The sequence below is a fragment of the Myxococcus sp. CA039A genome (genome assembly GCF_013336645.1).
Lineage (GTDB): Bacteria > Myxococcota > Myxococcia > Myxococcales > Myxococcaceae > Myxococcus > Myxococcus llanfairpwllgwyngyllgogerychwyrndrobwllllantysiliogogogochensis.
In genome coordinates this window covers 1-17828 of the sequence record NZ_JABUMQ010000059.1, presented here as the reverse complement: position 1 = coordinate 17828, position 17828 = coordinate 1, and the positions used below count along the sequence as shown (strand labels likewise).

The 17828-nt window shown below is 67.9% G+C and carries 18 protein-coding genes; 13 read left to right on the top strand and 5 right to left on the bottom strand.

Translation table 11 applies throughout. The features are described 5' to 3' along the window. The first annotated feature begins 56 nt into the window (after positions 1-56). The 4 genes from pruA to HR086_RS12660 all read left to right on the top strand — a co-directional run bounded on the left by pruA (position 57) and on the right by HR086_RS12660 (position 4294). On the top strand, positions 57-1712 hold the full coding sequence (gene pruA / locus HR086_RS12675; RefSeq protein ID WP_141640760.1) for an L-glutamate gamma-semialdehyde dehydrogenase: 1656 nt from the start codon (positions 57-59) through the stop codon (positions 1710-1712). Between the two features lie 6 nt (positions 1713-1718). Then, positions 1719-2567: an aldose epimerase gene (locus tag HR086_RS12670; protein ID WP_141640740.1), complete on the top strand. Its 849-nt coding sequence runs from the start codon at positions 1719-1721 to the stop codon at positions 2565-2567. A 224-nt stretch (positions 2568-2791) separates the two neighbouring features. Continuing rightward, positions 2792-3010: a hypothetical protein gene (locus tag HR086_RS12665; RefSeq protein ID WP_174465747.1), complete on the top strand. Its 219-nt coding sequence runs from the start codon at positions 2792-2794 to the stop codon at positions 3008-3010. A gap of 51 nt (positions 3011-3061) precedes the next feature. After that, positions 3062-4294: a DUF1444 domain-containing protein gene (locus HR086_RS12660; protein WP_174465746.1), complete on the top strand. Its 1233-nt coding sequence runs from the start codon at positions 3062-3064 to the stop codon at positions 4292-4294. A 12-nt stretch (positions 4295-4306) separates the two neighbouring features. Here the strand turns inward: HR086_RS12660 and HR086_RS12655 are convergent, their stop codons facing one another. Further along, a complete protein-coding gene (locus HR086_RS12655; RefSeq protein ID WP_174463253.1) occupies positions 4307-5242 on the bottom strand; it encodes a LysR family transcriptional regulator in 936 nt (311 codons plus the stop codon). Between the two features lie 82 nt (positions 5243-5324). Between HR086_RS12655 and HR086_RS12650 the strand changes: the two genes are divergently transcribed. From HR086_RS12650 to HR086_RS12635, 4 genes are read left to right on the top strand one after another with little or no spacing between them, the layout of a single operon-like run. Beyond that, positions 5325-6560 carry an acyl-CoA dehydrogenase family protein gene (locus tag HR086_RS12650; protein WP_373564290.1) on the top strand — a complete coding sequence of 412 codons (1236 nt, stop codon included), beginning with the start codon at positions 5325-5327 and terminating at the stop codon, positions 6558-6560. A 6-nt stretch (positions 6561-6566) separates the two neighbouring features. After that, positions 6567-7652 carry a phosphotransferase family protein gene (locus tag HR086_RS12645; protein ID WP_174463251.1) on the top strand — a complete coding sequence of 362 codons (1086 nt, stop codon included), beginning with the start codon at positions 6567-6569 and terminating at the stop codon, positions 7650-7652. After that, positions 7652-8341, top strand: a complete 690-nt coding sequence (locus tag HR086_RS12640; protein ID WP_174463250.1) for a histidine phosphatase family protein — start codon at positions 7652-7654, stop codon at positions 8339-8341. The genes HR086_RS12645 and HR086_RS12640 overlap by 1 nt, the downstream gene beginning before the upstream one ends. Before the next feature lie 11 nt (positions 8342-8352). After that, positions 8353-9099 (top strand): SDR family oxidoreductase, encoded by a 747-nt coding sequence (locus tag HR086_RS12635; RefSeq protein ID WP_174465744.1) that lies wholly within the window; start codon positions 8353-8355, stop codon positions 9097-9099. A gap of 128 nt (positions 9100-9227) precedes the next feature. Here HR086_RS12635 and HR086_RS12630 read toward each other — a convergent pair whose 3' ends face one another. Both HR086_RS12630 and HR086_RS12625 read right to left on the bottom strand, forming a co-directional pair. Continuing rightward, a complete protein-coding gene (locus tag HR086_RS12630) occupies positions 9228-9959 on the bottom strand; it encodes a dienelactone hydrolase family protein (RefSeq protein ID WP_141640745.1) in 732 nt (243 codons plus the stop codon). A gap of 115 nt (positions 9960-10074) precedes the next feature. Further along, complete coding sequence (locus tag HR086_RS12625; protein WP_174465743.1) at positions 10075-10899, bottom strand: helix-turn-helix domain-containing protein; 825 nt, start codon at positions 10897-10899, stop codon at positions 10075-10077. Between the two features lie 258 nt (positions 10900-11157). Here HR086_RS12625 and HR086_RS12620 point away from each other — a divergent pair, with 258 nt between their 5' ends. The 3 genes from HR086_RS12620 to HR086_RS12610 are packed head-to-tail and all read left to right on the top strand — an operon-like array spanning position 11158 to position 13704. Continuing rightward, the gene (locus HR086_RS12620) at positions 11158-11547 is read left to right on the top strand and encodes a hypothetical protein (protein WP_174457524.1); all 390 of its coding nucleotides are present in this window, start codon (positions 11158-11160) and stop codon (positions 11545-11547) included. 20 nt (positions 11548-11567) lie between these two features. After that, positions 11568-13148 (top strand): hypothetical protein, encoded by a 1581-nt coding sequence (locus HR086_RS12615; protein ID WP_174463247.1) that lies wholly within the window; start codon positions 11568-11570, stop codon positions 13146-13148. A 31-nt stretch (positions 13149-13179) separates the two neighbouring features. Next, on the top strand, positions 13180-13704 hold the full coding sequence (locus HR086_RS12610) for a hypothetical protein (RefSeq protein ID WP_141640749.1): 525 nt from the start codon (positions 13180-13182) through the stop codon (positions 13702-13704). Positions 13705-13716: 12 nt separating this feature from the next. On the opposite strand, the gene HR086_RS12605 is transcribed toward HR086_RS12610, so the two are convergent. Continuing rightward, positions 13717-14607: a bifunctional transcriptional activator/DNA repair enzyme AdaA gene (locus HR086_RS12605; protein WP_141640750.1), complete on the bottom strand. Its 891-nt coding sequence runs from the start codon at positions 14605-14607 to the stop codon at positions 13717-13719. 172 nt (positions 14608-14779) lie between these two features. Here HR086_RS12605 and HR086_RS12600 point away from each other — a divergent pair, with 172 nt between their 5' ends. Together HR086_RS12600 and HR086_RS12595 are read left to right on the top strand one after the other, a co-directional pair. Beyond that, positions 14780-15412, top strand: coding sequence for a glutathione S-transferase family protein (locus HR086_RS12600; protein ID WP_174465742.1), 633 nt, complete (start codon positions 14780-14782; stop codon positions 15410-15412). Positions 15413-15809: 397 nt separating this feature from the next. Then, entirely contained in the window at positions 15810-17123 is a 1314-nt protein-coding gene (locus HR086_RS12595) for an alpha/beta fold hydrolase (RefSeq protein ID WP_174465741.1), read from the top strand. Positions 17124-17132: 9 nt separating this feature from the next. On the opposite strand, the gene HR086_RS12590 is transcribed toward HR086_RS12595, so the two are convergent. After that, the coding region (locus HR086_RS12590) for a TrkA family potassium uptake protein (RefSeq protein ID WP_174465740.1) at positions 17133-17828 on the bottom strand (696 nt) is incomplete at its 5' end.

Genomic DNA, 17828 nt, shown 5'->3' with positions numbered 1-17828 from the left:
CGGGTTGGTTAATGCTCGCCCGCCCTTTTTCTTCGCCCCGTCCCGAGGTCTTCCGCGTGATCAACGCCATCCCCCGCGTCCCGGCTCCCCGAAACGAGCCCATCCTGCCCTACGCGCCCGGTGCTCCCGAGCGCCGTGAACTCCAGGCCACACTCAAGCGCATGGCCGGTGAGCAGATTGACATCCCGCTGCTCATCGGCGGCAAGCAGGTGCGCAGCGGCAAGACGGACACCGTCCGCATGCCGCACCGGCACTCGCATGTGCTGGCCACGCTGCACGAGGCGGACGCCAGCCACGTGGAGCAGGCCATCCAGGCCGCCCTGGCCGTGAAGGAGGACTGGGCGCGCATGTCGTTCACCTCGCGCGCCGCCATCTTCCTGCGCGCCGCGGAGCTGCTCGCCACGCGCTACCGCCCGCTCATCAACGCGTCCACCATGCTGGGTCAGTCCAAGACGGCCCACCAGGCGGAGATCGACGCGGCGTGCGAGGCCATCGACTTCCTGCGCTACAACGTCCACTTCGCCGAGCAGATTCTCGCCATCCAGCCGGAGTCCTCGCCGCAGACGTGGAACATGCTGGACTACCGTCCGCTGGACGGCTTCGTGTTCGCGGTGGCGCCGTTCAACTTCACGTCCATCGCGATGAACCTCTGCACCGCGCCCGCCATCATGGGCAACGTGGTGCTGTTCAAGCCGTCCTCCACGGCCGCGCTGAGCGCCTGGTACTTCATGGAGCTGCTGCGCGAGGCGGGCCTGCCCGACGGCGTCATCAACATGCTCAACGGCGACGGCCCCACGGTGGGCAATCCGACGTTGGCGAGCCCGCATCTGGGCGGCATCCACTTCACCGGCTCCACGCCGACGTTCAACTCCATGTGGAAGACGGTGGGAGAGAACATCGGCAGGTACAAGCAGTACCCGCGACTGGTGGGAGAGACGGGCGGCAAGGACTTCATCGTGGCGCACGCGTCGGCGGCGGACGACGTGGACGCGCTCGCGGTGGCCATCGTCCGGGGCGGCTTCGAGTACCAGGGGCAGAAGTGCTCGGCGGCCAGCCGCGTCTACGTGCCCGAGTCCCTGTGGCCCAAGCTCAAGTCCCGCCTCCAGGGGCTCATCGGCGACATCCGCATGGGCGACGTGACGGACTTCCGCAACTTCATGGGCGCCGTCATCGACGAGAAGTCCTTCAAGAAGGTCTCCTCGTACATCGACCTGGCGAAGCAGGACGGCGAGGCGAGCATCGTCGCGGGCGGCGAGGCGGACCGGAAGGAAGGCTGGTTCGTCAAGCCCACGCTGGTGCAGCTCACCAACCCGCGTCACCGCATCCTGCGCGAGGAAATCTTCGCGCCGCTGGTCGGCGTGTATGTGTATCCCGACGCGAAGTACGTGGAGACGCTGCGCGAGGTGGACCAGAGCGCGACGTATGCGCTGACGGGCGCCATCTTCGGCCGTGACAGGAAGGCCATCGACACGGCGATGAGCGAGCTGCGCCACGCCGCGGGCAACATCTACATCAACGACAAGCCCACGGGCGCGGTGGTGGGCCAGCAGCCCTTCGGCGGCTCGCGCGCGTCGGGCACCAACGACAAGGCGGGCTCGCTGCTCAACCTCATCCGGTGGACCAGCCCTCGCACGGTGAAGGAGAACTTCGCGCCGCCCGTGAAGGTGCCGTATCCCTTCATGGACAGCGACCCCCACGATGGGGGTATCTAGGCTCGTATGAGCCGAGTGTTCCCCGGCATCGCCGGGTTGGAGACGTACGCGTTGGTGGACGGTGGGTGCCGCGTGGAGGTGATTCCTTCACGCGGGGCCCTCGTCTCGAGGATGACGGTGGACGGCGACGAGGTGCTCTACCTCGACGAGGCCACCGTGGCGGACCCGGCGAAGAACGTGCGCGGTGGCATCCCCGTGCTGTTCCCCATCGCCGGGCCCCTTCCGGGTGACACGTACCCCGCGGACCGCAAGTCCTTCACGATGTCGCAGCACGGCTTCGCGCGCAGGCTGCCGTGGACCGTGCGCCAGGCGGAGGACTCGCTGCTGGTGCTGGGGCTGTCCTCCACCGAGGAGACGCTGCGCCAGTTCCCGTGGGCCTTCGACGCGCAGCTCACCTTCTCCCTGGTGGGCACGCGGCTCACGTTGGACTTCGACGTGGAGAACCGCGACACGCGTCCCCTGCCCCTGCACCTGGGCTTCCATCCGTACTTCCGGGTGCCGGACGCGGCGAAGGCCGTGGCCACGGTGGACACGGACGCGACACACGCGTGGGACAACCGGAACAAGCGCGAGGTGCCCTTCACCGGGTTCGACCTGACGCTGGACGAGGTGGACCTGCACCTGAGGGACCACTCGGGCCCGGGGACGATTCTGGGACGTGGACCGGGCTTGAGGCCCGTGCACCTGTCGTGGAGCCCGGAGTTCAAGATGCTGGTGGTGTGGACCCTTCGCGGCAAGGACTTCGTCTGCGTGGAGCCGTGGACGGCTGCTGCCGGAGCACTGGCCACCGGTGAGGGCCTGCTGCACGTGGAGCCCGGTGAGCGCGCGTCACTCGCGTTCGACATCGAGGCGTGACCTCGGGTGCTCACGGTAGTGGCATCAGCCGAGCGGCGAACTCGCGCATGGCTGAGGCCGCTGCCGGTGAGCGTCAAGGTAGTTGTCGCGTGAGAGAGTTCAGCCGATGCGCTTCAGCTCCTGCATCGCAGGGGTGAGGTTCGGAGAGGGGCCGCGACGGACGGGGCCAGCTGGCGTCGGATGGGGGTCTGGGCACGGGCCCCTGCCACAAGCTCATCTCTCTCGTGACCGACCTGTCCGTGCTCGGGGAGCGATGCTCGAAGGCGGCTGTCGCCTATGCGGAGGTGGAGCTGGCCGGCTGTGCGCAGGTCGTGCTGGGGGAGTGGACGGGGGAGGTCTTCGAAATGAAGGAGGGTGATTGGGGTTGGTTCCGGAAGCTCCGCGGGATGAAGCTGCTCCCAGGCAGGTCCGACGCCCCCTGGTCGTCCGACCAGCCCCCATGACGGAGCCTGGCATCGACAGTGATTGGCTCCTGTGGCCGCGGATGGAGTCCGGTGCGCTATAACCCTCCGCCCATGGAGTTCTTCAAAAGACTTCTGGGGTTGGAGAAGAAAGCCTCCGCGACCTCGCGCACCCGTGAGGTGCTGCTGCTCGAGGTGGAGGCGGTGTTGTACTCCCTCCCCTATGTGCTCAGCGTCAAACGAGTGGTGGATGAGTTTGCCGTGGGGTTCCGGGTGAATGGTTCCTCCACCCGGATGAACCTGGAGAGCCTCTTGCTGGCCACGCAAGACATGACGCCGGAAGAGCGCTCCCACCATGTCCGGCAGTTCTTCACCGCCCTCACGATGCCAGCGTCGCTCCCGGACTCCTGGGCGGACGTCCGGGAGAAGGTGATGCCCGTGGTTCGCCCGGCCTCTTTTGGGCCCAGGGCCTCGAGGGAGGTGGCCAACGCCCTGGTGGAGCGACGTCCCATCCCTTTCCTGCGGGTGCTGCTGGTGATGGAGCTGCCCAACTCCACCTCGCATATGTGGCATGAGCACCTGGCGAGGTGGGAGATCTCCGAGGAGGAGGCCTTCGCGGCCGCCTTCGCCAACCTCGCCCGTGTCGCTGACTCAGAAGATGACGTCTACGAATCCTCGCGGCTGCTGGACCCTGGCTTCCTCGCGTCTTGCGCTGGCAAGGTCAGCGGACGTCCCGTCATCAGCGTTCCCACACGCTCCAGACTCATCGTCACTGGTGGTCAGGATGAAGCCAGGGTCACCCAGTTGTGCGAGCAGGCGCAGTTGGAGTTCGAGTCCAACCCACACGCCATCTCACCCGCGCTCTACACCCTGGACAGCGCGGGCCGCGTGGCTCCCTATCTCCGCCGTGGCAATAATGAGCTCGCGCGACGCGTGCGCCACGGACACGCGTTGTTCGCGCTGAGGGAGTACGAACTCCAGAAGGAGAGCCTCCAGGCCTGGCATGAGGCGGAGGGCGTGGACACGCTCCTCTCCGACTTCACGCTCAACACCCGCAACACGGATGGGTATCCCCTCGCCTGGACGATGTGGATCAAGGACCAGGACATGCTGCTTCCCGAAGCGGACCTGGTGAGCATCGACGACGACGAGGGGGCCCCCTTCATCGTGTCCTTCCCCCTGGCGAGGCGCTTGGCGCCCGAGTGCTTTGAGCTGGTGCCGGACCTGTGGCCGACGCGCTATCGCACCGTCGCGTGGCCCGAACCCCGGGTCGTCGAACAACTGCGCGCCGCGACGGTCGACCTCGCGACGTTCGAAGCGGAGTAAGCCGTCATCCACTCACGCGCCACGCCTCGCGTCCATCAACACCTTCGCCAGGGATTGAAGCTCCGCTCGCAACCACTGACTGCGCGGTTCGCTGTCCTCGGAGCGGTGCCAGTACAGGTGCAGCTCCAGTCGGGGCAGCGCGAGCGGCATGGGCAACAGGTGGTTGTCGAGCTCCGCGTTGATCTCCTCCGCGCGGCGCCGGGGCATCGTCAACATCAAGTCTGAGCCGGACACGATGCGGCAGGCCGTCTCGTAGTGCCGGCAGCGCACCGTCACCTCGCGCTGGTATCCCAGACGGCTGAGCACCAGGTCCTCCACCGCCAACCCCGTGCGCCGCGAGGACACCGTGACATGTCGCGCGCCCATGTACGCCGCCACGTCCAATCGCCTGCGCTTGCGGCTCACCACGCAGAACGCGTCATGGGTAAAGGCCGTGTGCCGCAACTGAGCGCTGGTGGGTTGCTCCACGTCGATGGCCAGGTCCAACTTGCCGGAGGCGAGGTCTCGCTCCAGCCGCGTCCGCTCCAGCCGCACACTGCTGATGCGGGCCTTGGGACTGTGCTCCCGGAGCCGAGCCACGAGCCGGGGGACGATGGACGGCTCCAGCATGTCGCTCATCGCCAGCGTGAAGGTGCCCACGTCCCGCGTGGGCTCGAAGCCCCGGGTGTGATGCACCGCCTGCTGCAGCAGGGCCAGCGCCTCGCGAATCTCCGGTGCCAGTCGCTCCGCCAGCGGCGTGGGCGCCACCCCGCGCCCCTCCCGGACGAATAAGGGAGCCCCCAATTGCTCGCGCAGGCGCGTCAGCGCATGGCTCACCGCGGACTGGCTGAGGAACAGCACCTCCGCCGCGCGCGTCAGGTTGCGCTCCCGGTAGACGACGTCGAACACCCTGAAGAGGTTGAGGTCGGGGGCCCCCTGCCGTCGCGCTGAATCGTGAACTGGGCTCATGACGACACATGACCAACATTCAGTGGATTCAACAAGAGACGGGTGCCAAGGATGGCCTCCTCTCGTGAGAGGAGGCTGCACCGTGAACTTCGAGCCGAGCGCCAAGGCCAAGGACTACCTGGAGCGCGTGAAGCAGTTCATGCGCGAGCACATCGAGCCCGCCGAGGAGCGCTACTACCAGGAGGTCATGGAGGCCTCCCGTGGCGGTGACTGGAAAACGTGGCCGGTGTCCTCCGTCATGGAAGACCTCAAGGCCCTCGCCAAGGCGAAGGGACTCTGGAACCTCTTCCTCCCGGACGAGAAGCTGGCCCCGGGCCTCACCACGCTCGAATACGCCCCCATCGCCGAGGAGACCGGGCGCAGCCTGATGGCCCCCGAGGTCTTCAACTGCAACGCCCCCGACACCGGCAACATGGAGGTGCTGTGGAAGTACGGCACCCCCGCCCAGCAGGAGCGCTGGCTCAAGCCGCTGCTCGCGGGTGAAATCCGCTCGGTGTTCTGCATGACGGAGCCTGGAGTGGCCTCCTCGGACGCCACCAACATGGAGGCCACCGCCGTCGTCGAAGGCGACGAGGTCATCCTCAACGGCACCAAGTGGTGGTCCACCGGCCTGGGGCACCCCAACGCCAAGGTCACCATCTTCATGGCGCGCACGCCCGACGCCGGGGGCGACCGTCACCACCAGCACTCCATGGTGCTCGTGCCCCTGGACGCGCCGGGCGTCACCATCAAGCGCATGCTGCCCGTCTTCGGCGAGTACGACGCGCCCCACGGCCACGGCGAGGTGCGCTTCGACAACGTGCGCGTGCCGCTCTCCAACATCATCGGCGGTCCGGGCATGGGCTTCGAGATTGCCCAGGGCAGACTGGGCCCCGGCCGCATCCACCACTGCATGCGCTGTGTCGGCGCGGCGGAGCGGGCGCTCGAGTTGATGATTGACCGGGGCATGAACCGCACGGCCTTCGGCAAGCCCATCATGAACCTGGGTGGCAACCGCGAGCGCGTGGCCGAGGCCCGCATCGCCATCGACCAGGCCCGCCTGCTCACGCTCTACGCCGCGTGGAAGATGGACCAGGTGGGCCCCCTGGGCGCGATGACCGAGATTTCCGCCATCAAGGTCGTCGCCCCGAGCATGCTCCAGCGCATCGTCGACGACGCCATCCAGATTCACGGCGGCGCGGGCGTGTCCAATGACACGGCGCTCGCGGGCTTCTTCGGACAGGCGCGCACGCTGCGGCTCGCGGACGGTCCGGACGAGGTGCACAAGGGCGTCATCGCCCGAATCGAACTGGCCAAGCGCGGCTTCTCCAGGAAGTGACCCACCATGGCAACCCACGCCACGCCTTCCACTTCGCTCGACGCACCCGGCTCCATCCGCGCCGGTGAGGAGCTGAACGTCGCCGCCGTCGATGCCTGGCTCAAGCAGCAGGTACCCACGCTCGAGGGCTCGCCCACGGTGACGCAGTTCTCGGGGGGCGCGTCCAACTGGACGTACCGCCTCAAGTACCCGAACCGAGACCTCATCCTTCGCCGGCCGCCCGCGGGAACGAAGGCGAAGTCCGCGCACGACATGTCGCGCGAGTTCCGCGTGCAGAAGGCGCTCAAGCCCACCTACCCGTGGGTGCCGGAGATGGTGGGCCTGTGCCAGGACCCCGCCATCATCGGCGCGGACTTCTACGTCATGGAGCGCATCGAGGGCATCATCCCTCGCGCCAACATGCCCCGGGGCATGAACCTCAGCCCCGCGGAGACGCGCAAGCTCTGCCTCAACGTCGTTGACCGGCTGCTGGAGCTGCACGCCGTGGACGCCCAGGCCGTGGGCCTGTCGTCGCTCGGCAAAGGGGCCGGCTACCCGAGGCGCCAGGTGGAGGGTTGGTCGGACCGCTACGAGAAGGCCCGGACGTGGAACGTGCCGAGCTTCAAGTACGTGCGCGCCTGGCTCAAGGACCACATCCCCGACGACGTCGCCACCTGCGTCATCCACAATGACTGGCGCTTCGACAACGTGGTGTTGGACCCGGGAGACCCCACGCATGTCATCGGCGTGCTCGACTGGGAGATGGCTACGCTGGGCGACCCGCTGATGGACCTGGGCAGCGCGCTGGCCTACTGGGTCCAGGCCGATGACGACTTCTTCATGCGCGCCACGCGGCGCCAGCCCACGCACGTGCCCGGCATGCTGCGCCGCCAGGAGGTCGTCGACTACTACCTCCAGCGCTCCGGCCTGAAGCCCGCCAACTGGACGTTCTATGAGGTCTTCGGAATCTTCCGGCTCGCCGGCATCATCCAGCAAATCTATTACCGCTATCACCACAAGCAGACGCGCAATCCGGCGTTCAAGAACTTCTGGTCGCTGGTGACGTACTTCGACTGGCGCTGCAAGCGCCTCATCCGGAAGGGTGGCCGCTGATGGGCGTCGTGTATCTCATCCGTCATGGTCAGGCGTCCTTCGGCGCGGAGAACTATGACCAGCTCTCCGAGACGGGCTACATCCAGGCGCGAGTACTCGGTGAGGCGCTCAAGCCACGGCTGACCGTGGACGCGGTCGTCACCGGCACGCTCACCCGCCACCGGCAGACGGCGGAGACGTGCCTCACCGCGATGGGCACGAGCCTCCTGCCCACGCGCACGCCGGGATTCAACGAGTTCGACCACGACGAACTCGTGGCCCGGCACACGCCGCGCTACGCGAATCACGCGGCCCTGGCGGAGGACCTCCTGGGAGCAGCGGACCCGCGCCGGGCGTTCCAGGAACTCTTCACCCAAGCCGTGGGGCGCTGGGTCGCCGGGAAACACGACGCGGAGTACACGGAGCCCTGGCCCAAGTTCCGGGAGCGCTGTGTGCGAGCGCTGGACGCGCTCATCCAGGGTCTGGGGCCGTCGAAGACAGCGCTGGTGTTCACCTCGGGCGGCCCGGTCACGGCCATCTGCCAGCACCTGCTCCAGATTCCAGATGAGCACGCGTTCCGGTTGAACTGGACGCTCGCCAACTGTGGCATCACCAAGGTCATCTACAGTGACCGGGGCCGCTACATGTCGACGCTCAACGAGCACGCCCACTTCGAGGGCCCTCAGCGCGCCCTCATCACCTACCGCTGAGGAACACCGCCATGCGCAAGAACATCCTGATTACCGGCGCCAGCTCCGGACTGGGTGAGGGCATGGCCCGCGAGTTCGCGGCGCGGGGGCGCAACCTCGCGCTGTGTGCCCGGCGCACGGACCGGCTGGAGGCGCTGCGCTCGGAGCTGCTGGCGAAGCATCCGGACCTGCACATCTCCGTGCGCGCGCTGGATGTGAACGAGCACGAGCAGGTGTTCGAGGTCTTCGAGGCGTTCGCGAAGGACCTCGGCAGCCTGGACCGCATCATCATCAACGCGGGCATCGGCGTGGGGAAGCGGATTGGCACCGGGAACTTCGCCACCAACGCGAAGACGGCGCAGACGAACTTCGTGGCCGCGGTCGCGCAGTGCGAAGCGGCCGTGGGCATCCTGCGCAAGCAGGGCCAGGGACACCTCGTCACCATCTCGTCCATGAGCGCGATGCGAGGGCTGCCTCGGCATCTCACCGTGTACGCGGCGACGAAGGCGGGCCTCGCGACGCTGACGGAGGGCATTCGCGCGGAGCTGATGAACACGCCCATCAAGGTGTCGACGATTTATCCCGGGTACATCCACACGGAGCTGAACGCGGGGGCGAAGAACCTGCCTTTCGCCGTGGACTCCGCGACGGGCTCTCGTGCGCTGGTGAAGGCGATTGAGCGCGAGCCGGTGAGCGCCTACGTCCCCGGCTGGCCGTGGACCGTGGTGGGATTCTTCCTGCGCAACCTGCCACTCAAGCTCGTCGCCCGGATGTCCTGAGCGGACCGAGTGGGAAGTCCTTCCAGCAAGCACCGACTGAATAGCGAAGCGAGCGCCCAGGGTCGGCGAAGCAAGTCCTGCCGCCGGGCTCCTCGCTCCGTGAGCCGCTCATGGCCCCACGGCAGGAGCTACCGTGGCGAGGGCTCGAAGACTTCGTCGAGGAAGGTCCGCATGGCGGCCCAGGAGCGCCTCGCCGCGGCCGGGTGGTACTGGAGCCCCGCCTGGGGGTTGTGCAACCCCGGATAGGTGAAGGCGTGCATGGCGTGGCCATGGGCATGAAGCTGCCAGTCGGCTCCGGCCTCGGTCAGCTCGCGTGCCACTGCCAGCACGTCGGGAGACGGTCCGGTCGGGTCTTCCCAGCCATGGAGGATGAGGACCTTGGCGGAGATGGGCTCCTGAGGCTCGAGCCGCGGTGGCTTGAGGACTCCATGGAAACTCACCGCGGCCTTCAGGCCCGGCACGGCGCTCCTCGCGAGATCCAAGGCGCACAGGCCACCGAAGCAGTAGCCGATGATGGCGACCCGGTCGGCATCCACGAGGGGATGACGGAGCGCCGCTTCGAATCCCGCCAACAGCCTCCTGCGCAAGAGCGCGCGGTCCGCCATGAACGGCGCCATCAGGCGAGAGTTGTCATCGGCCACGCCTCCCCTCACGCCCTTGCCATAGACGTCCAGGGCAAAGCACACGTAGCCGAGCGCCGCGAGCTCCTCCGCCTTCTCCCGCATCGGGGCGTTCAGCCCATCCCACGCGTGAGCGAGCAGGACGCAAGGTCGACGGGCATCGCTTCGCGAGTCCCAGGTGACGTACGCCTCACAGTCAGTCCCGCCTTCTCGATACTCGACGAACGTCCCCTGCCCCATCGCGCTGGCTCCTCTCTCATCCAGAGGAAAGACAGTCTGGAGCGCCGTCCCGCGAGCGTATTGAACGAATGCGACAAGCCCCCGCACTTGCCACGGTGGAGCGAGAGAGCATCCGTCAGAAGAAGTGGGCCAGTCCTTCGGGTGCGGCATCCCGGGCCTGGGCGAAGTACTCGGCGAGAATCGACTTCGAAGCGCGCGAGTACCTTCCTGGCGTCATCCCCAGGTGACGACGCCACTGTCGAATCTGATGGGCCTGGTCGCTGAAGCCCTGGAGCGGGTCTCCCTTCCCTGTCTGGGCCGCGTGGAGACTGGATTGAATCCGGTCGAGCCCGAGCAGTTGCTTGGGCGTGTGCCCCGCGTACAGGCTGAACCAGCGCTCGAGCTGCCGTCTGGACACAGACACCTCTCTCGCGGCCTCGTCCACACGCGAAGTCCGCAGCAGGGTCGCCCAGGCATGTCCCAACTGGCTCACACCGACAAGGGCACGGCTCGCGGACAAGCGTCGCAGCAACCAGTCATCCAGGCGCGCGGCGACACGACGTGGAGCCCACGCGGCGGCGAGGTCATCGCAGAGCCGCCGCGCGGCGCCATCCCCCAGGACGCCACCGAGTTCCAACATGTCGTCGCGGCTGTCCTTCCCCAAGGCGGGAAAGAGACGCGCGAGCCCCGGTGGTCGCAGCATCACCATCACGAAGGAGCAGCCCTCTCCGGAGCTCCAGTTCCGGGGATGACTCTGGATGCCCAGCAGCGAGGCGCGGGGCGCTCCCGCGGCGAACTCACTCGCACAGGGCCGACCGAAGTTGAGCGTCAGCACGGCGCCCGCGTGAGGCGTCGTCCGGATGGGCTTGCCCTCGTACGAACCCTCCAGGTCCTCGATGAACCAGTACCCCATCACCAGGGGAGAGAGCGCGGCATGCGGAGGAAGGGCCAGGAACGCCATGACGAAGCCGTTCCATCCTGACACCTCATGGGGTCCGACCGCACCCAAGAACGCGCCCGTCGACGGACTCCAAATACAGACAAGCCCGCGAAAATCCCCACCCTCGGCTCAACGCCATGCGGGCCACCGGAAAGGTCTTTCGCGACCCGTGCGCTACAAGCCCCCTGAGTCCTCGCCTTGACGGCGCTGTTCGGACTCGCTGTAGAATCCCAGCATCAGGCTCCGCGAGTCGACGCGAGCTTTATTGGGGGAAAACACATGGGACTCAGGCAAGCGCTCGAGAAGCTCAATGCTGCGGTCGATGACCTCGTGACGCTGGAGGTCATCACCTACACAGGCCAGGTCAAACACGTCATCCAGAACGACAGCAAAGGCAATCCTGTCATCAATTGGGACAGCCTGACGCAGAGCGCGCTGCCCAAGACAGTCAACGGAGTGACGACAGAAGCAGTCATCAAGCTGGTCGCGGCGACTCAAATCAAGTTCGACGGAGACACGAAGCTCTTCCAGACGGATGAGCAGGACATTCCCCGGCTTCAGGAGCTGCTGGACGTGCACCGCAAGTCCGTGGAGACCAGCCTCGCTGCCCGGAAGGCCGTCGTGGACTTCTTCGCCGACACCCTCAAGGAGATTGTCTCCAAGACCTGAGCCCCCGGCCGAGCTCCCACATGCCGCCTCCATCGACGACACAGGGTCATGTCGCGGCCCTGTTCAATGGCCCCCGCAGACTCTCCGCGGCGCAGGGCGTGCCGCTGAGAGCCGGTGGGGAAGAGCCCCTCGCGAACGCATTGAACCTGGAAGAGAACCTCCAGATTCTGGAGCAGCGAACGGGGCTCGTCCCGCTCTCCGCCCTGACGCCCTCGTCGCAGGGAGCCAACTACGAGCGGTACCAGCTCGTGGTGCGCGCCGTCCGTCTGCGCCTGAGCCACCTCGGCTACGCCGTGGGAGACCCCACGAGCGACAAGATGAATGCGGAGCTCCTCAAGGGGCTCAACGTCTTTCGCAGGGACATCGGGCTGGAGGCGAGTGGCGCCACCATCGAGCAGGCCACGTGGGATGCGCTCCAGGAGTTCGTCACGCTGGAGGACCCGCTCCAGATCGACAAGTGGTACCCCGTCGGTGGAATGGCGCGTCCCGTGCTCGTGCGCGCCGTCCAGCTCCGCCTGACGACGCTGGGCCTGCGCCCCAACGTCCCCGTCGACCCGAGCGACACGAACAACCTGCGCATCCAGCTCGCCCGTTTCCGCGCCGTCGCCGCCGAGCTGGGACTCATCCCCTCCAGCAACATCTCCGAGCGCCAGGCCATGGAGCTGGTGCTGTCTCACGATGCCCTCGTGGACAAGGTGGCGAAGGCCGCCCCTCCCGTGCGTCAGGCGCTGGAGGGGCTGGCACTGTCCGAACAGAACCTCTCCGCCGCACGGCGTTTTCTCCTGCGACTCGCGCGCAACGAGCTGTGGCTGAACGGCTATCCCCTGGGCGACATTCGGGAGCCCGCCACCCAGCAGAAGATGCTCAAGGCGCTGGACCTCTACTGGCGAAACAATCCGAAGAGGCCCCTCACCGTGGCCGCCATGGAGAGCGCCACCCACCAGGTCACCCCGGAGCTGTTCGAGGACTTCGCACGCCAGCAGCGCGAAGAGGATGTCTCTCGCGACGACATCCTCGGCTTCGTCCGGGCCAACGAAGCCGAGCTCCAGGACTACTGGACGAGCGAGGTCGACAACTCGGACTTCTTTCTCTGGGACGGCATCAAGCGCACCTTCAAATGGCTGAAGCGGCAGGTCGTGCGACTCGGACAGTCCCTGTCGACCATCTTCGAGGCCGTCGGTGACTTCGTCAGGACCCTGGCGCGCAATGTCTTTCGCTCACTCTTCCGCGTCGCCAACGAGGTGCTCGGCGCGGTGAGCCGAGCCGCCACGGCCTTCGTGGACGGCATCGGCATCTTCCTGGGCGGAGAGCTGCTCCCCCCTGCCCCACGGCTGAACATGGGCTGCCGGCTCAACATGGACTGCGACACCGTCCTGCTCATCGACCAGGAGGCTCCGTTGGAGGAGGCGCGAAGCCTCTTGCGGCGCCTGGAGCGGGTGACGGCCGCGCTGGGGCTGGCGGGGGCCGTCCTGTCACTGGTCATCCGACTGGTCGCAAGCGCGGCCACGGGCGTCATCGGGTGGATCACCTTGATTGCCAGCCTGGTGCATTCGGCGCCCGAAATCATCGCCAAGGTCTCGGCGCTCGCGGCGCTGGGCTGAGCCCTCTCGCTGAAAGAACCCAGGAGGAAACATGGTGCGTTTTCAGGTCAAGCGGCAGGTGAACATCGACGCTTCTCGCGGAGCCAGACTGCGCGAGGCCCTCGACATCCTCGAGCGCATCGTGAACTCCCAGTCGTTCCGTCGCCGGGTCCTGGAGCACTCCGCCTACACCTGGAACGAAGGACTCACGAACGAGCAGATTCTCAACCGGCTCATCTGGGGGCAACCCACGCCGCCGCTGGGTGCCCTCGCCGTGCCGCGACTCGTCTTCTTCGACTACGAGCTCGTGCAGCGGCCCATCTGGAAGAAGCTGTCATCCGTTCGCGGGTGGCGCATTCCGGAAACCAACGACGTCTATACGTACGTGGACGCCTTCGACTCGATGAGCCCTTCGGAGCTGGCCTCGCATCTCGGACATGAGGTCGTTGGCCATCTCGCCGGTGAGTTCGACCATCCCTCGCGGAAGGGCCCCGAGCGCGACGCATCGGTGCCCTACGTCATCGACGACTTCATCGAGGAGCTCGCGGAGAAGCTGCCGCTCGACGAAGCCGCCTAGCTCCCCGTCGACTCAAGCCAGTTCGGACCGGGCGGCCTCGACGCGGAGCTCGCCGTCCTCGTTCTCCGCCCCGTACCGCAGCGACTCCCACGCGAGCATCACCTGCTTGCGCGCGGGTCCCCAGCGGTAGTCCCCGAAGACGCCCGTCTTGCGCAGCACGCGGTGGCAGGGAATCAGCAACGCCACGGAGTTGCCTCCCACCGCCGTGCCCACCGCGCGCACCGCCTTCGGCTTGCCAATGGCCCGGGCGAGGTCCTCGTACGTCGCCACCTCTCCCGGCGCCACGCGCAGCAGCGCCTGCCACACCTGCACCTGGAACGGCGTCCCCTTCACCAGCACCGACAGCGGCGTGCGCCCACTCGGCGGCGCCTCGGGGAAGATGCGCTCCACCCACGGCGCCGTCTCCCGAATGGACTCCACGAAGGTCGCCTTCGGCCACTGTGCTCGCAGCTCCGCCAGCGCCTGCGCTTCCGACGCCCCCGTGAGGAAGTGCAGTCCGCAGATGCCCCGCTCACACACGGCAATCAGGCACTCTCCGAAGGGCGACACATGCACTCCGTGGTGCACCGTGAGCCCCTCGCCCCCGAGCTTGAACTCCCCCGGCGTCATCGCCGTCAGCGTGACGAAGAGCTCGTGCAGTCGCCCACCTCCCGACAGTCCCACGGCGAACGACGTGTCGAGCACGCTGCGCCGCTCGGCCAGCAGCCGACGCGCCGAGCTGAGGGTGTGCACCTGGAGGAAGCGCTTCGGGCTGATGCCCGCCCAGCGGGTGAAGAGGCGCTGGAAGTGGAAGGGGCTGAGCCCCACGTGCGCCGCGACGTCGTCCAGGGACGGCTGCTCGCGCGCATGCGCATCGAGATAGAGAATCGCCTGCTCGATTCGGGCGTAGTCGCTGGTCGCCATGTCCCGGCTCCTGGTTGAAAGGTGTGTCCTCCCCTCGGTATGGCCCCCGGACCCCGCCCCTTCAACCCGGTTCTTGCGCCCTCTCGGAACGCCACGGGCCGCAAGGACCGGGTCGCTCGCCTGGAGGCAGGGGCCTACGCTGCCACCCATCAGCCCCCACCCGGAGCCTCGCATGCGCCTCTACGACTACGCGCCTTCCGCCAACGGCTACAAGCTGCGCCTCCTCTTGTCCTGGCTCGACAGGCCCTACGAGCTGGTCCCCGTGGACATCTTCGCGGGCGAGAGCCGCACGGAGGACTTCCTCCGCCACAAGAACCCGGATGGCCGCATCCCCGTCCTGGAGCCCGAACCGGGGCGCTTCCTCGCCGAATCCAACGCCATCCTCCTCTTCCTCGCCGAGGGCACCCCGCTGCTCCCTCAAGATGCCTTTGAGCGCGCGCAGGTCCACCAGTGGCTCTTCTTCGAGCAGAACGCCGTGGAGCCCAACATCGGCACCGCGCGCTTCTGGAAGCTCACGGGCCGAGCCCCTCGCCACCCGGAGACATTCCTGCTGCGCATCGAGGCGGGCCGCAACGCCCTCAAGTCCCTGGAGCGCCACCTCCAGCACCACACCTTCCTCGTGGGCGAGCGCCCCACCGTCGCCGACATCGGCCTGTATGCCTATACCCACGTCGCCCCTGACGTGGGCCTGGACCTGGGGGACTTCCCCGCCGTGTCCGCCTGGCTCGCGCGCGTGAAGGCCCGCCCCGGCCACATCGGCGCGCTCGCCCCGTACACCGCGAACGCCCACGTCACGAACCCGTGAGAGGGATTCCCGCGCCGTCGTGGAATCCCACGACACCGTGGCGCTGCGAGTGTCACACGCCTCTCACGCCGCGCCCTGGCACGGTGGGTCGGCTTGACTCGCGTGGGGCGAGCGTTTATCCCTAGCGGCGATGACGTCCCTTCTCGCCATGCGTCGAATGTCGATGACAGGTGGGCTCCCGCCCGCCCGTGTCGGCTGACGTCCATCCGACCCTGGCGAGCCACCGAGCCCACCCACCCCGCGAGGGTCGGTGGGCTTCGTCGTTTCTGGCCCTCCTTCAGCGCCCTCGCTCCACCCCGTAGGAGCCGAGCGAAGCCCGTCACGCCCGAGCTGAACCTCGTTCCCTCCCGGACGCCCCCGCGCGCCCGCGACGACACCCGCTTGTCCGGAGTCTCCCTTGGCCTCCCTCCCCTGCGCGCCCACGCCGCGCCTCTTTGAAGTGACCACGCCGGACCTGACGCTGGAAGCAGGCGCCCGCCTCACACCCCACCTCGTGCGCGGCTGGTGGTGGGGCCCCGAGGACGACCTGCCGTGGCTCCACGCACGCGCCCGGCTCCTCCCGGACGAAGAAGCCCAGGCCACCTCGCCGCGCGTCGTCCGTCGCACCCTCGCCGAGCAACACCACGCCGTCGAACGCGTACGCCGTCGAAGCACCACCTGCCCCTCCGCGCGCGTGCCCACCGTGCTGCTCGTGCACGCGCTCACCGGAGACATGCGCGCGGGAGGCGAAGGCGGCTGGTGGGAGCCCGTCATCGGCCCTGGCCGCGCATTGGACCCGACGCGCGTGCGGCTGTTGTGCTTCAACAACCTCGGCTCCTGCTACGGCACCACGGGCCCCGCCGACGAAGGCTTCCCCCGCCGCGCGGACGACACGCGCTTCGGCCCCGCGCCCACACTCGCCAAGGGGGACCTCCGACAAGACGAGCAACACCTTCCCGCCACCGTCACGCCGTGGGACCAGGCCCGCAGCATCCTCCTCGCGCTCGACGCGTTGGGCATCCAGGAGGTGGACCTCGTCACCGGCGGCTCGCTGGGTGGGATGATTGTCCTCTGCCTCGCCGCCCTCGCTCCCGAGCGCTTCGCGCGCATGGCCCCCATCGCCACCGCCGAAGCCGCGTCCTCATGGGTGGTGGGCCTCAACCACGTCGCGCGGCAGGCGCTGCTCCTGGACCCCGGCTTCCCCGAGGCACCCCACCGCGGCCTCGAGCTGGCACGACAGCTCGCGATGCTCACCTACCGCGCCGAGCCCGGACTCGAAGCCAGTCAGCAGCGTCCACCCACGTGGTCCTCCCGCGCGCTCTACCCCGTGCAGAGCTACCTGGAGCACCAGGGGCGCAAGCTGGAGGCCCGCTTCGACGCGCGCGCCTACCTCGCGCAGTTGGGCGCCATGGACCACCACGACCTCGCCCGTGCGCCGCACGGTGGACTGGAGCGCATCCGCGCGAGCGCCCTGTGCGTGGGCATCGACAGGGACCAGCTCTTCTTCCCCGAGCACATGGAGGCCCTGGCCCGGCGACTGCGCGCGCTCGGACGTCATGCGGAGCACGCGGAGCTGTCCAGCCTCTACGGCCACGACGGCTTCCTCGTCGAGTGGGAGCCCCTCGCGGCCCTGCTCACTCGAGCCCTCGCGCTTCCCTCGGCGCTGGAGCACGGCGGCGCCGCGCTCGCGTCCACCAGCGCCACCCGCCCCGCGACAGCGAGGACGGTGTGACGCCGGGACTCAGCCCACCTTGCGCTGCCCCGGGAGCGGAGGCGGGTCCTGGTGGGACCAGGTGGGCGGCTCCGCCTCGCACGCGAAGGCGCGCAGGCGGCGGTACTCCGGATACGACGCCTGGATGGCCAGGATGTCACCGGGGCGGATGACCTCCTCGCCCACCGGGTGCAGCCGCTCGTGACTGCCGCGAAGCAGCGACAGCGCCAGCCCGCCGAACCTGTCCCGGATGTCGGAGATGGTCAGGCCGGGCAGGCCCTCTCGCGCCTCGAAGTTGGACACCACCATCAGGTGCTTGCCCAGGTGGAACGAGTGGATGATGCGCGGGTCCAGGGCCGCCAGCGCCATGGCGGGCGCGGCGAGCGACGAGCTGGAGAGCGCCTCCGCCTTGAAGGTGTCGCGCACCTTGCCGCTCAGGTCCTCGTCGAACAGCCGGATGACGACGCGGATGTTCGGGTTCATCCTCCGTGCATCCAGCGCGATGTTGAGGTTGGCCAGGTCATCGTCCGTCGCGCAGACGATGGCGGACGCGTCCTTCACGTTGGTGCGCGGCAGGCACAGCGGGCTGCGCGTGTCGTCGATGAGCAGCGGCACGTTCTCGTCCCGCAGGGCGGAGACGAAGGCCGCGTCCTCGCGCTTCTCCACCACCACCACGTCCTTCTCCATCTCCCTCAGCTGCGCCACCACGCGGTAGCCCACCCGCCC

Excerpts from the sequence above, each read along its gene's own strand:
- HR086_RS12600 (WP_174465742.1), top strand. The coding sequence starts at position 14,780 with ATGCGCCTCTACGACTACGCGCCTTCCGCCAACGGCTACAAGCTGCGC.
- HR086_RS12625 (WP_174465743.1), bottom strand. The coding sequence starts at position 10,899 with ATGGCGTTCCTGGCCCTTCCTCCGCATGCCGCGCTCTCTCCCCTGGTG.
- HR086_RS12610 (WP_141640749.1), top strand. The coding sequence starts at position 13,180 with ATGGTGCGTTTTCAGGTCAAGCGGCAGGTGAACATCGACGCTTCTCGC.
- HR086_RS12620 (WP_174457524.1), top strand. The coding sequence starts at position 11,158 with ATGGGACTCAGGCAAGCGCTCGAGAAGCTCAATGCTGCGGTCGATGAC.
- HR086_RS12635 (WP_174465744.1), top strand. The coding sequence starts at position 8,353 with ATGCGCAAGAACATCCTGATTACCGGCGCCAGCTCCGGACTGGGTGAG.
- HR086_RS12655 (WP_174463253.1), bottom strand. The coding sequence starts at position 5,242 with ATGAGCCCAGTTCACGATTCAGCGCGACGGCAGGGGGCCCCCGACCTC.
- HR086_RS12615 (WP_174463247.1), top strand. The coding sequence starts at position 11,568 with ATGCCGCCTCCATCGACGACACAGGGTCATGTCGCGGCCCTGTTCAAT.
- HR086_RS12645 (WP_174463251.1), top strand. The coding sequence starts at position 6,567 with ATGGCAACCCACGCCACGCCTTCCACTTCGCTCGACGCACCCGGCTCC.
- HR086_RS12605 (WP_141640750.1), bottom strand. The coding sequence starts at position 14,607 with ATGGCGACCAGCGACTACGCCCGAATCGAGCAGGCGATTCTCTATCTC.
- HR086_RS12640 (WP_174463250.1), top strand. The coding sequence starts at position 7,652 with ATGGGCGTCGTGTATCTCATCCGTCATGGTCAGGCGTCCTTCGGCGCG.
- HR086_RS12670 (WP_141640740.1), top strand. The coding sequence starts at position 1,719 with ATGAGCCGAGTGTTCCCCGGCATCGCCGGGTTGGAGACGTACGCGTTG.
- HR086_RS12630 (WP_141640745.1), bottom strand. The coding sequence starts at position 9,959 with ATGGGGCAGGGGACGTTCGTCGAGTATCGAGAAGGCGGGACTGACTGT.